Source organism: Streptomyces sp. NPDC056373 (assembly GCF_042262425.1).
Classification (GTDB): Bacteria; Actinomycetota; Actinomycetes; order Streptomycetales; family Streptomycetaceae; genus Streptomyces.
In genome coordinates this window covers 126,857-140,152 of sequence record NZ_JBHJPX010000014.1, presented here as the reverse complement: position 1 = coordinate 140,152, position 13,296 = coordinate 126,857, and the positions used below count along the sequence as shown (strand labels likewise).

Here is a 13,296-nt window from a genome sequence, read left to right as displayed (position 1 = left end):
GCCCGCCCGCCCCCGCCCCGGCCCATCTCCCGTGCGACCCTGGCCACATGAACGCCAACGTGCCTGTCCTGGTCGTCGTCGACGCCGCGAACGTCGTCGGTTCGGTGCCGGACGGTTGGTGGCGGGACCGCCGTGGTGCGGCGGAACGACTGCGCGACCGCTTGGCGTCGGAAGGAGTTCCGGCCGTCGCCGGCCCGGCGGAGATCGTCCTGGTGGTGGAGGGGGCGGCGCGCGGGGTCGAATCCGTACCAGGGGTACGGGTGTCGTCCGCCCCGGGCAGCGGAGACGACCACATCGTCGAGGTCGTGGCCTCGGCCGGTGAGCGTCCGGTCCTGGTGATCACAGCGGACCGGGAGCTGCGGAGGAGGGTCGGGGAGCTGGGGGCCGAGGTGGCGGGACCGCGTTCGGTTCGTCCGTAGGGCGCTGGGCGTGGAGCCGGGGCCGGGTGGGTGCGCAGCCCGGCGGAGCGGGGTGCCTCCCCCAGCGGCACGCATGCCCGCAGCTAAGGGCGGCTGCCCCCACGCACCCGCACCCGCCGTCGGACGCAAGGGGACGTGTCGGGGGGTGTCCGCCCGCAGCGGTTGTCGCGTCAACGAACAGTCAGTCGGCACGCAACCCCATCGCGACGTTCCGAGGACGGACACCCCCCGACGCGGCCCCGACCCCCACCCCGCGCAAGGCGAAAGCGGCGCACCCCCACCCCGCGAGAGCCATACGGCCAGTCAGCCGCAGCCGCTTACGGCGTGCCACCCCCCACGCCCGGCTGCTCCTCTCCCGCCTCGCGGGGGGCGAGGCGGCTGTGGGTGCGGCCGTACAGGAAGTAGACGAGGAACCCGACGACCATCCAGATGGCGAAGCGGACCCACGTCTCGGCCGGCAGATTGATCATCAGCCACAGCGACGCACACACCGACAGGATCGGAAGGACCGGCACCCACGGCGTCCGGAACGACCGAGGCAGGTCGGGCCGGGTCCTGCGAAGGATGATCACACCGATCGCGACGACCACGAACGCGAACAGCGTGCCGATGTTCACCAGCGCGGCGAGCTCCGTCAGCGGCGTGAACCCGGCGAGGATCGCGATGATCACGCCGAGCAGGATGGTCGGCCGGTGCGGCGTCTTGAACCGCGGGTGGACGTGCGAGAAGAACCGCGGCAGCAGCCCGTCCCGGCTCATCGCGAAGAACACCCGGGTCTGCCCGAGCAGCAGGATCATGCACACCGTCGTCAGGCCGACCGCGGCGCCGAAGCTGATGAAGCCGGCGAACCACGGATGCCCCGTGGACTTGAAGGCATCGGCGAGCGGCGCGTCCACATCCAGTTTCGTGTAGTGCTCCATGCCGGTGACGACGATCGACACGAGGACGTACAACGTCGTGCAGATGATGAGGGAGCCGATGATGCCGCGCGGCATGTCCCGCTGCGGGTTCTTCGTCTCCTCCGCGGCCGTGGCCACGACGTCGAACCCGATGAAGGCGAAGAACACGACCGAGGCCGCGGTGAAGATGCCCATCACACCGAAGTTGGAGGGCGCCCAGCCGAACATCAGCTGGATCAGCGGCGAGTCCAGACTGGACCCGGCCTCCACGGGCTTCGCCTTCGGGATGAACGGGTCGTAGTTCTTCCCCTCGATGAAGAACGCACCGGCGACGATCACGACGAGGACGACCGTCACCTTGATGGCGACGACGAGCGAGGTGATCCGCGCGGACAGCTTCATGCCGACCACGAGGATGGCGGTGAGGACGAGAACCAGCGCGGCGGCGAGGATGTCGAAGCCGAAGACGTCGGCGCCCTCCCGGCTGCCCAGGGCCGCCGGCATCGTCCAGCCCGCATTGTCCAGGAGCGACTGGATGTAGCCGGACCAGCCGACGGCCACCACCGCCGTGCCCAACGCGAACTCCAGGACCAGGTCCCAGCCGATGATCCAGGCGGGAAGCTCCCCGAGCGAGGCGTACGAGAACGTGTAGGCGGACCCGGCGACCGGAACCGTGGAGGCGAACTCGGCGTAACAGAGCGCGGCCAGCGCACAGGCGACGCCGGCCGTCACGAACGCCAGGGCCACCGCGGGCCCCGCGTTGTCCTTGGCGACTGTGCCGGTGAGGACGAAGATGCCGGTGCCGATGATCACGCCGACGCCGAAGACGGTCAGATCCAGCGCGGACAAGGACTTCTTGAGCGCGTGCTCCGGCTCCTCGGTGTCGCTGATGGACTGCTCGACCTTCTTCGTCCGGAAGAGGGTACTGCTCACGGGGTACCTCCCACGCTTGTCGTCCTCGACATGATCGAGAGGTGGCACCATCCGTATGCCCCGGCACGGCCCAATTCACGCCAATGGGCCGGTTTCGCCACCCTCATGGTGGGAAAACCGGCCCATCACGAACCGCTTCGGCCCCGTCGGCCGCCTCGGCGGTCTCGGCGGTCTCGGCGGTCTCGGCGGTCTCGGCGACCTCGGCCCCGTCAGTCGCGCGCCGCGTCCACCGCGCTGCGCTCGGTGGGGGTGCCCCCGCTCGAGCGGAGCCGAGAGTGGGGGAGCCCGTCCAGCTTGGCGACCAGCCCGGTCACCTGCCGGGCGATGTCCGGCGCGGTGAGCCCGATCTCGGCGAGGACCTCGGCCCGCGAGGCGTGGTCGAGGAAGCGCGGCGGGATGCCGAAGTCCCGCAGCGGCACATCCACACCCGCGTCACGCAGCGCCTGCGCGATCGCCGAGCCGACACCACCGACCCGGCTGTTGTCCTCCACGGTGACGACCACACGGTGCTGCTCGGCGAGCGGGGCCATGGCCTCGTCGACGGGCTTGACCCAGCGCGGGTCGACGACGGTCGTGGAGATGCCCTGCTTGTCGAGCAGGCCGGCGATCTCCAGGCACATCGGCGCGAGGGCGCCGACGGAGACCAGCAGCACGTCCGGCCGGTCGCTGCCGGGCTCACGCAGCACGTCCATGCCGCCGACGCGCCGCACGGCGGGCACGGCGGGGCCGACGGCGCCCTTGGAGAAGCGGACCACGGTCGGCGCGTCGTCGACGGCGACGGCCTCGCGCAGCTGGGCGCGCACCTGGTCGGCGTCGCGCGGGGCGGCCAGCCGCAGACCGGGCACGACCTGCAGGATCGACATGTCCCACATGCCGTTGTGGGAGGCACCGTCGGTCCCGGTGACCCCGGCCCGGTCGAGCACGAAGGTGACGCCGCACTTGTGCAGGGCCACGTCCATCAGGACCTGGTCGAAGGCGCGGTTGAGGAACGTGGCGTAGACGGCGAACACCGGGTGCACGCCGCCCGTGGCCAGTCCGGCCGCGGAGACGGCGGCGTGCTGCTCGGCGATGCCGACGTCGTAGACCCGTTTCGGGAAGCGCTTGGCGAACTTGTCCAGGCCGACCGGCTGGAGCATCGCGGCCGTGATGGCGACGATGTCCTCGCGCTCCTCGCCGAGCTTGACCATCTCCTCGCCGAAGACGGAGGTCCAGTCGGCGCCGGAGCTGGCGATCGGCAGGCCCGTGTCGGGGTGGATCTTGCCGACGGCGTGGAAGCGGTCCGCCTCGTCCTGGAGGGCGGGCTGGTAGCCGCGGCCCTTCTCGGTGAGGCAGTGCACGATGACCGGCCCGCCGAACCGCTTGGCCTTGGCGAGCGCGGACTCCAGGGCTTCCAGGTCGTGCCCGTCGATCGGGCCGACGTACTTCAGGCCGAGGTCCTCGAACATGCCCTGCGGGGCGATGAAGTCCTTCAGGCCCTTCTTGGCGCCGTGCAGGGTGTCGTAGAGCGCCTGCCCGACGACGGGTGTGCGCTCCAGGACCTCCTTGGTGCGGGCGAGGAAGCGCTCGTAGCCGTCGGTGGTGCGCAGGGTCGCGAGGTGATTCGCGAGACCGCCGATGGTCGGCGCGTAGGAGCGCTCGTTGTCGTTGACGACGATGACGAGCGGGCGGTCCTTGGCGTCGGCGATGTTGTTCAGCGCCTCCCAGGCCATGCCACCGGTCAGCGCGCCGTCACCGATCACGGCCACGACGTGGTCGTCGCGCTCCATGATCTGGTTGGCCTTGGCGATGCCGTCGGCCCAGCCGAGGACGGTCGAGGCGTGCGAGTTCTCGATGACGTCGTGCTCGGACTCGCCTTGCGAGGGGTAGCCGGACAGGCCGCCCTTCATCTTCAGCTTCGAGAAGTCCTGGCGGCCGGTGAGCAGCTTGTGGACGTAGGACTGGTGGCCGGTGTCCCAGAGCACCTTGTCCTTGGGCGAGTCGAAGACCCGGTGCAGGGCGATGGTGAGCTCCACCACGCCGAGGTTGGGGCCGAGGTGACCGCCGGTCTTGGAGACCGCTTCGACAAGGAAGCTCCGGATCTCCTCCGCCAGCTGGTTCAGCTCCTCCAGGTTGAGCCGGTCCAGATCGCGCGGTCCCCTGATACGGGTCAGCAGCGGCACCCGTGCCTCCTTGCAGTAGAGCTGTTGCCGGGCTTGTCGAGTCTAATGTTCCGCCTGCGCGGGCGGCGCCGTGGCCTTGCGTCGTACGTCACGCGTTCGGCTCTACCCATGGTGCGCCACCTCTACGACACAGCTGTGCCCGGTACCTGAGAGGCACCGGGCACAGGTGGGTTCCCGGGCGTTACGCGCGCCCGGCCGTCTTCTGCGTCTTACGCGTGACGGCGTCGATCACGACCGTGGCCAACAGCACACCACCGGTGATCATGTACTGCACCGGGGAGGCGATGCCCTCCAGGGCGAGACCGTACTGGATGGACACGATCACCAGGACACCGAGCAGCGCGTTCCAGGTGCGTCCACGGCCACCGAACAGCGACGTGCCGCCGATGACGGCCGCGGCGATCGCGTTCATCAGCAGGTCACCGCCACCGGCACCCTGGTTGGCCGCGGCGATCTTGGAGGCGATGAACAGGCCGCCGACCGCGGCGAAGGTGCCGGAGATCGCGAACACCGAGATCCGGACCATCTCCACGTTGATGCCGGCACGGCGGGACGCCTCGACGCTGCCGCCGAGCGCGAACACCTTCCGGCCGTAGGAGGTACGGCGCAGCACGAAGTCCGTGACCAGCAGCACCACGATGAAGATCACCACGGCGAGCGGCAGGCCCTTGTACTGGTTGAAGACGGCGGCGACGGTGAAGGCGAGCACCGCCAGCAGCACGGTCCGCACGATGGTCTCGCTCAGCGGCCGCGACGGCACGCCCGCGGCCTCGCGGCGCCGGTTGCCGAGGAAGGAGCTGAGGAAGAACCCGGCGGTCACGACCGCGGCCAGACCGTAAGCGGCGGCCACGTCGGAGAAGTAGTAGCTGGTCAGCTGGACCACGACCCCGTCCGGGTCGAGGTTGATCGTGCCGTTGTCGCCGAGGATCTGGAGCATGAGGCCGTTCCAGAACAGCAGACCGGCCAGGGTGACGGCGAACGCGGGGACGCCGATCTTCGCGAAGAAGAAGCCGTGCAGCACGCCGGCGACGGTGCCGGTGAGGATGGCCAGCACGAAGGCGAGCCATTCGTTCATGCCGTTGGTGACGTTCAGCACCGCGAACGACGCACCCGCCACACCGGACACCGAACCGACCGACAGGTCGATCTCGCCGAGCAGCAGCACGAAGACGATGCCGACGGCGATCATGCCGGTGCCGACCATGGCGACGGACATGTCGGACAGGTTGCCCGCGGTGAGGAAGTTGGAGTTCAGGCTCGTGAAGATGAGCCAGATGATCGCCAGGCCGATGACGACCGGGATGGATCCCAGGTCACCGGACTTCATCTTCCGCTTGAACTCGGTGACGTAGCCCTTGAGGCCCTGCTCGCGCACCAGCAGCCGGGGGTCGACCACCGTGACGGCGGCCTTGGCCGCCTCGGGGTTCTCCACGACGTGGTCGTCCGGAGCCGCGGAGGTCTTGTCGATGCTCACTTGGAAACCTCCCCGTTCGTGCGCGCCGCACGGCGGGTCACTGCGTTGTCGGTGGCGCCGGTGATGGCGGAGATGATCTCTTCCTGCGAGGTCGACTTGACCTCGAAGACGCCGTTGTTGCGACCGAGGCGCAACACGGCGACCTTGTCCGCGACGGCCTTCACATCGGCCATGTTGTGGCTGATGAGGATCACGGCGTGGCCGCGCTCGCGCAGCCGCTCGACCAGGTCGAGGACCTGCGCGGTCTGCTCGACGCCGAGGGCGGCGGTGGGCTCGTCGAGGATGACCAGCTTGGGCTCGCCGAGCATGGAACGGGCGATGGCCACGGTCTGGCGCTGACCGCCGGAGAGCGAGGCGATCGGGATGCGCACGCTGGGGATGCGGATCGACAGCGTGTCGAGCAGCTCGCGGGAGCGGCGCTCCATCTCCACCTCGTCCAGGACACCGCGCTTGCGGATCTCCCGGCCCAGGTAGAGGTTGCCGACGACGTCGATGTTGTCGCAGAGCGCGAGGTCCTGGTAGACGGTCGCGATGCCCAGGTTCTGGGCGTCGTGCGGCTTGTTGATCTGGACGGACCTGCCGTCCCATTCGATGACGCCCTCATCGATGGGGTGCACGCCGGCGATCGTCTTGACCAGCGTGGACTTTCCGGCTCCGTTGTCGCCCACCAGGGCGACCACTTCACCGGCATGGACCTCAAGCTCTACGTCGGTGAGCGCCTGAACGGCACCGAACCGCTTGGAGACCCCGCGCAACGCCAGCACGGGCGTAGCGGACACGTGAACCATCTCCTTCGCCGCCTGACCCGGCGGGAGGTTGTGCAGAAGGGTGGGAGGAGTGATCACTCCGGCGCCCCGCATAGCTTGCGGGGCTGATGTGGCGGGGCGCCGGAGGAACTCGGGGGCGGACCGGTCCCCGCACGGAGTCACGGGAGTCCGGCTCGGACTCCCGTGCTCCGCAGGGCACTTGGCGGCCGCTTACTTGAGACCGATCTTGTCGCAGGCGGCCTTGTACTTGCCCGCGCAGATCTCGTTCACGGTGTAGATGCCGTCCTTGATGACGGTGTCCTTGATGTTGTCCTTCGTCAGCGAGACGACCGGGACGAGGACGGACGGGATGGCCTTGGTGGTCGGGCTGTCGACCTTGTCCTTGGCGATCGAGTCGAGCGACTTGCCCTGGGCGAGGGCGACGGCCATCTCGGCCGCGACGTCCGCCTCCTGCGGGTAGGGCTTGTAGACGCTCATGTACTGCTCACCGGTGACGATGCGCTGCACACCCGCGAGCTCGGCGTCCTGGCCGGTGACGGGGACGTCGGGGATGCCGGCGGCCTTCAGGGCGGTGATGATGCCGCCCGCCATGCCGTCGTTGGCGGAGTAGACGCCGACGATCTTGTCCTTGCCGAGGGCGGAGATGGCGCCCTCCATGTTGGAGTTGGCGTTCTCCGGCTTCCACTCCTTGGTGTCGTACTCGCGGCCGATCTTGACCTTGCCGTCGAGCACGGAGTGCGCGCCCTGCTTGAACTGGGCGGCGTTCGGGTCGGTGGACGACCCGTTCATCATGACGATCTGGCCGTCCTTGGCCTTGCCGCCGAGGGCCTTCAGCAGGGCCTCGCCCTGGGTCTTGCCGACGGTGACGTTGTCGAACGAGGTGTAGGCGTCGATCGGGCCCTCGGCCAGGCGGTCGTAGGCGACGACGGGGATGCCGGCGTCCTTGGCCTTCTTCACCGAACCGGCGATGGCCTTGGAGTCCACGGCGTCCACGATCAGCACGTCGACCTTGTTGGTCACCATCGCGTCGACCTGCTGGTTCTGCGTGCTGGCGTCCTGCTTGGCGTTGGCGTATTCGACCTTGCCCTTGCCGTCGGTGAGCTCCTTGACCTTCTTCTCGATGAGAACCCGGTCGAACTTCTCGTAGCGGGCGGTCGCGTTCTCGGGAAGGAGCAGGCCGACCTTGATGTCGTCGCCCTTCTTGGCGGACCCGGTGGAATCGGTCTTGTCGCCCGACTCCTTGGCGCTGCCACAGGCAGCAAGCGAAACGGCCATCGCACCGGCGGCAACAGCAACAGCGGCGCGACGCATACGCGTGTTCACTTCAGAAACCTCCCTGACGAGGCCGCGACATTGCGGCCGAGGTGGCTGGAAGTCAACTCGGCCACACGTGCGACGTCAAGAAGTAAATCCTTAACGAGATGGCAACGGTGCCATCCGTTCTCTAAGTGAAGGCAGGGGTGGCCGCCCGGAGCACGCCGGGGGCGGTTCCGTCCAGAAGGGTCGAATCGCCCATCTCGCTGAGGGCGAGGGCGAGCGCTCCGAGCACCTCCGCACGGCCGCCGAGCGCACCGGGGAGAACGGACAACTGGCGTGCCGCACTGGGGATCGCGTAGCGGCCGACGGACTCCCGGATCGGCCCGAGCACCAGCTCACCGGCCTCGGCGAGATCACCGCCGAGGACCACCCGGCTCGGGTTCAGCAGGTTGCAGAGATTGGCCACTCCACTGCCGATGTGGCGGCCGACGTCGGCGATCACCCGACGGCAGCCCGGGTCTCCGTCCCGTGCGAGCCGTACGACGCCCTCCATGGTCAGGTCGGTGCCGTGACTGGACTGGAGGAGCGGGAGCACGTAGCGCGCGGCCGCGAAGGTCTCCAGGCAGCCGCGGTTTCCGCAACGGCAGACCGGGCCGGATTCATCGAGTGTAATATGTCCGATTTCTCCGGCGGTGCCGCCGGGGCCCCGGTAGATCCTGCCGTTGATCACCAGGCCGGAGCCGACGCCGCTGGCGACCTTGATGTAGGCCAGGTCGCGGACGCCTCGGCCGCTGCCCCAGACCATCTCGCCGAGGGCGCCGAGGTTGGCGTCGTTGTCCACGTGCACGGGGACGCCGAGGCGGCCGCGCAGCTCCTCGGCGGGCTTGGTGCCGGTCCAGCCGGGGAGGATGGCGGTCGAGCCGAGGGTGCCGGACTCGACGTCGATGGGGCCCGGGACGCCGAGGCCGACGCCGGCGATCTTGGAGCGGTCGACGCCGGTGGCTTCGATCAGGCGGGTGACCAGTTGTTCCGCGCGGTCGAAGCCCTGGGTGGACGAGGCGTCGACGTCGAGGGGCTCGGATTCCTCGGCCAGGACCTGGTGCGCGAGGTTGCCGATGGCGACGCGGAGGTGGGTGTGGCCGAAGTCCACGCCGATGACGATGCCGGCGTCGCCGCTCAGTGACACGCTGCGGGCGCGGCGGCCGCCGGCGGAGGTCGGAGTGACCTCGACGGTGCCGCCGTCCTTCAGCTCCCGGACGATGTTGGAGACCGTCGCCGCGGACAGCCCTGTCGTCCGCGCGATCTCGGCCTGGGTGAGGGAGCCCGCGAGACGCACGGCTCTTACGACCCGCTCGAGGTTGGCTCGGTGCAGCGATGACTGCGACCCCGGAGTCTCCACGACGACCTCCTGCGCACGGGGCCGCAGCGATGGGGCCCCGTCTTTGTCCAACTAGTGAACTCTAAGCTGAGCCGTTCGGGTCGCCTCCCGTCAAGAGGTTGAACTGATTCCGGGGTGTGCGCGGGTCGTCGCGGAGCGCTATGTGGGGGTACGCGCTTTCTGCTTACGGGGCCTGTGCGGCTGGGTGGGGGTACGCGCTTTCTGCTTGCGAGGCCTGTGCGGCTGGGTGGGGGTGCGCCGCTTTCGCCTTGCGTCGGGTGGGGGTCGGGGCCGCGTCGGGGGGGTGTCCGTCCTCGGAACGTCGCGATGGGGTTGCGTGCCGACTGACTGTTCGTTGACGCGCCAACCGCTGCGGGCGGACACCCCCCGACACGTCCCCTTGCGTCCGACGGCGGGTGCGGGTGCGTGGGGGCAGCCGCCCTTAGCTGCGGGCATGCGTGCCGCTGGGGGCGGCGCGGGTGGGCGTGGGGGTGCCCCCTGCTCGAGCGAAGCCGAGAGCTCGGGGGAGGCGCCTCGTCGCGCCGAGTTGCGCACCCACCCGGCCCCAGCACCCCACCGGCCCGGGCTACTTCAGCGCCCCCGCCGTAAGCCCCTGCACCACCTGGCGCTGGAAGATGATGTACGCGGCCAGCACCGGCAGCATCGCCATGACCAGGCCGGCGAACAGGCCCGACCAGTCGCCCTTGTAGCCCTGGCTGACCGCCAGCTGGACCAGGCCCTGGGTGAGGACCCGCTTGTCGGGGTCGGTGTTGAGGACCGTGGGGAGCATGTACTGGTTCCACTGGCCCAGGAAGTTGAAGATGCCGACGCTGATCAGGCCCGGCTTGGCCATGGGCAGCATGATCTGGAAGAACGTGCGGCTGTGGGAAGCGCCGTCCACGAAGGCCGCTTCGGCGATCGACGTCGGCAGGGTACGGAAGAACGCCGTGAGGAAGAACACCGTGAACGGCAGCGAGTACGCGATGTAGACCAGGATCAGGCCGTGGATGGTGTTCAGCAGGCCCATGTTGTTCACGACGTAGAACAGCGGGACCAGCGCGAGCATGATCGGGAAGCTCATGCCGCCGATGAACAGGAAGTAGATGAAGCGGTTGCCCGGGAAGTCGAAGCGGGCCAGGACGTAGGCCGCCATGGAGCCGAGGACCAGCGTGCCGATGAGGGAACCGCCCACCACGAGGACCGTGTTGAGGAAGTAGTCGCTCATGTTGGCCTGGGTCCACGCCCGCGACCAGTTGTCGAAGTGCAGGGCGTCCGGGAGCGACCAGGGGGAGCTGAAGATGGAGCGGTCGTCCTTGAAGGACGTCATGACCGCCCAGAGCAGCGGCATGACCACCATGAACGCCCAGATGACCAGGACGCCGTGGGAGAAGACGTTGAGGACCGTGCCCTCCTTCTTCTCCTTCGCGGGAGGGGGCGGCGCGAGGTCCGTTTTGATGATCGGGGGTCCGGACTCGGCAGGGAGCGGCGCGGGGGTTTCGGTCGTCTTCATCTCAGTACTCCAGCCGCTCGCGACGGCCCAGCCGCATCACCACGGCGGCGAAGGCCAGCGTGACGACGAGCAGGGCGACACCGATCGTGGTGGCGTAGGCGGCCTGCCCGTCGCGGAACGCCTTCTGGTACACGTACAGGACCATGACGGTGGTCGAGTAGTCGGGGCCACCCGGCCCGGTCGTCATGATCTGCACGACCGCGAACGACTCGGCACCCAGGGCGAGGATGCCCATGTAGACCCAGCCGGACTGCACCGTGTCCCAGAGGAGGGGCAGGGTGATCCGGAAGAACGTGGTGACGCGGTTCGCGCCGTCCAGCAGGGCCGCCTCGTACATGTCCGACGGGATGGAGGCCATGCCGGCGGAGAAGAGCACCACGAAGAAGCCGACGGTGGACCAGACGAGGACCCCCATCACCGCCCAGAGGGCCAGATCGGGGTCGCCGAGCCAGAGGGGCTGGACGTCGTCCAGGCCGATACCGCGCAGGAGCGAGTTGATCGCGCCGCTGTCCGGGTTGTACGCGAACGCGAACAGCAGCGCGACGATGGCGATCGAGAGGACCTGCGGGAAGAAATAGACGATTTTGTAGAAGGAGGAGCCGCGGACGCCGGTGACGACCGGGCCGTTTCTCCGTTTTCTGCCGCCCACGTTGATCATGAACGCGAAGAACAGCGCGAGGCCGATCGTCACCACCGGTAGCAGGAGGGCGAACAGCAGGCTGTGCTGCAACGACTTCCAGAAGATCTCGTCGTCGAGCATGCGGCTGTAGTTGTCGAAACCGACCATCTTGAATTCGGGGCTCAGGCCGGTCCAGTCCGTGAACGAGTAATAGATGGACTGGATGAACGGCCAGACCACGAAGAGCGCGTACAGTCCCAGGGGCAACGCGAGGAAGCCCACGATGAACCGGTACTTGCCGTGCTGCATCGCCACTCCGGTGCCGTGTGCGGAATTTGGGTTTCCGGTGCCGTTACTGGTGCTTGTAGTGCTTGATGGAGTCGTCCTTGGCGGTCTCGTCGGCGAAGCCCTGGATCTTCTTGATGGCTTCGGCGGGAGTCAGACGGCCGGCCATCATCTCGCCCAGGCCCGAGACGCCGATCTTCTCCTTCTGCAACTGCACGTACCAGTCCTGCATACGGGGATTCACCACGTTCTCGCCGGCCTTGTCCAGGGCCGCGACACCTGATTTCAGACCGGGAGTGAGGGCGATGCCGTCGGTGCCGCCGTTGTACGCGGTCAGCGACTTCACCTTGCCGGTGAAGTTCTTCGAGGAGGCCTCACTGAGCATGATGCGCAGCTGCTCCATGCCACCGGCCGCGTTCTTCGCCTTGGCCGGGACGATGAAGGGCTCGCCACCGGAGGCCCAGATCGTGCCGAACGGCATCTTGTCGGAGGAGTCGAGGCCGGTGGGCGCGGAGACGGCCAGATCGAAGTCCTTCGGGATGACGTTCGCCGACTCGTTCTCCACCCAGGAGCCGTTCGGGATGAACAGTGCCTTGCCCTCGGCCCAGGCCGTCTGCGACTGGATGTGGTCCAGGCCCGGGGTGCCCTTGAGGACGTAGCCCTTCTTGTAGAGCTCGTAGTACGCCTCGAAGCAGGCCTTGACGGCCGGGTGCTTCCAGGCGTTCGGCTCCAGGTTGTCGATCGCGTCGAGGACCTCGCGGCCGCCGACCTTGCCGATCATCGGATAGAGCGAGAAGGGGATGTAGTACGGGTATTTGCCCGCATACGTCCAGCCTGCCATGCCCTTCTTCTTGGCCTTCGCACAGACCGCGAGCATCTGGTCCCAGGTCTCGGGGTACTGCTCGTCGAGCGAGTCCAGGGCCTTTCGCGAGTACCAGACGCCGTACACGGTGTAGGCGTAGTAGAGGATCCAGACCTTTTCGCCGTCGAACTGGCCCATCTCCACGATGCCGGGGCGCAGCGTGTCGCGGACCTTCTTGTTCGGGTCGTCGTAGGAGGGCGCGTCCAGCAGCGGGGTGAGGTCGGTGAGCTGGTTCTTGCCGACCAGGACGCCCATGTCCATCTGCTCGGCGCCGGAGTTGTCGATGAGGTCGGGCGGGGTGCCCTGGTTGAAGCGGGGCTGGAGGGTGGACTGGATCTTCTGGGTGGCGGCGAACTTCACCTTCACCTTGGGGAAGTTCTTCTCGTAGATCTTCACCGCGTCCTCGGCGTATTCCTTGCCGAAACCGCCGTCGAACAGGACGAATTCCATGCCGGCCGTGTCGTTGACGGCGAGCGGGTTCTTCGCGGTCTTCTTACCGGCCTTGGCCTTGTCGCCGCTGTCGTCGCCACCGCTGCTCGCGCAGGCGGACAGGAAGCTCATGGTGGGGACGGAGATCAGCCCGAGTGCGGCAGACCTCTTGATCAGATCACGGCGGCCGACACCCTCGGTGCCGCGGTTCTCGGCGGAAGTGGATCCCATGCTCAAGTCCTCGCCTTCTCCAGGACTCAGGCGGTGAACCGGATCCTCCCCGGCACCGCGATCGGGTCAAGCTG

Annotated in this window: 10 protein-coding genes; 1 reads left to right on the top strand and 9 read right to left on the bottom strand. The window is 68.1% G+C overall.

Going from position 1 to position 13,296, the window contains the following annotated elements; all coding sequences use genetic code 11:
• Positions 1-47: 47 nt before the first annotated feature.
• Positions 48-419 carry an NTP pyrophosphohydrolase gene (locus ACFCXS_RS28390; protein WP_376646177.1) on the top strand — a complete coding sequence of 124 codons (372 nt, stop codon included), beginning with the start codon at positions 48-50 and terminating at the stop codon, positions 417-419.
• 317 nt (positions 420-736) lie between these two features.
• On the opposite strand, the gene ACFCXS_RS28385 is transcribed toward ACFCXS_RS28390, so the two are convergent.
• The 9 genes from ACFCXS_RS28385 to ngcE all read right to left on the bottom strand — a co-directional run bounded on the left by ACFCXS_RS28385 (position 737) and on the right by ngcE (position 13,222).
• Positions 737-2,251 carry an amino acid permease gene (locus ACFCXS_RS28385; RefSeq protein WP_376646176.1) on the bottom strand — a complete coding sequence of 505 codons (1,515 nt, stop codon included), beginning with the start codon at positions 2,249-2,251 and terminating at the stop codon, positions 737-739.
• Positions 2,252-2,460: 209 nt separating this feature from the next.
• The gene (dxs, locus tag ACFCXS_RS28380; protein ID WP_376646175.1) at positions 2,461-4,410 is read right to left on the bottom strand and encodes a 1-deoxy-D-xylulose-5-phosphate synthase; all 1,950 of its coding nucleotides are present in this window, start codon (positions 4,408-4,410) and stop codon (positions 2,461-2,463) included.
• A gap of 181 nt (positions 4,411-4,591) precedes the next feature.
• Positions 4,592-5,884, bottom strand: a complete 1,293-nt coding sequence (locus ACFCXS_RS28375; RefSeq protein ID WP_376646174.1) for a sugar ABC transporter permease — start codon at positions 5,882-5,884, stop codon at positions 4,592-4,594.
• Positions 5,881-6,672, bottom strand: coding sequence for an ATP-binding cassette domain-containing protein (locus tag ACFCXS_RS28370; protein WP_010033972.1), 792 nt, complete (start codon positions 6,670-6,672; stop codon positions 5,881-5,883). Before ACFCXS_RS28370 ends, ACFCXS_RS28375 begins: the two co-directional genes overlap by 4 nt.
• Before the next feature lie 189 nt (positions 6,673-6,861).
• Positions 6,862-7,962, bottom strand: a complete 1,101-nt coding sequence (locus ACFCXS_RS28365; RefSeq protein WP_376646280.1) for a sugar ABC transporter substrate-binding protein — start codon at positions 7,960-7,962, stop codon at positions 6,862-6,864.
• A 133-nt stretch (positions 7,963-8,095) separates the two neighbouring features.
• Positions 8,096-9,307 (bottom strand): ROK family transcriptional regulator, encoded by a 1,212-nt coding sequence (locus ACFCXS_RS28360; protein WP_376646173.1) that lies wholly within the window; start codon positions 9,305-9,307, stop codon positions 8,096-8,098.
• 565 nt (positions 9,308-9,872) lie between these two features.
• The gene (locus ACFCXS_RS28355) at positions 9,873-10,796 is read right to left on the bottom strand and encodes a carbohydrate ABC transporter permease (protein ID WP_376646172.1); all 924 of its coding nucleotides are present in this window, start codon (positions 10,794-10,796) and stop codon (positions 9,873-9,875) included.
• Position 10,797: 1 nt separating this feature from the next.
• Positions 10,798-11,724 (bottom strand): carbohydrate ABC transporter permease, encoded by a 927-nt coding sequence (locus ACFCXS_RS28350; RefSeq protein ID WP_376646171.1) that lies wholly within the window; start codon positions 11,722-11,724, stop codon positions 10,798-10,800.
• 43 nt (positions 11,725-11,767) lie between these two features.
• Positions 11,768-13,222 (bottom strand): N-acetylglucosamine/diacetylchitobiose ABC transporter substrate-binding protein, encoded by a 1,455-nt coding sequence (gene ngcE / locus ACFCXS_RS28345; protein ID WP_376646170.1) that lies wholly within the window; start codon positions 13,220-13,222, stop codon positions 11,768-11,770.
• Positions 13,223-13,296 lie beyond the last annotated feature (74 nt).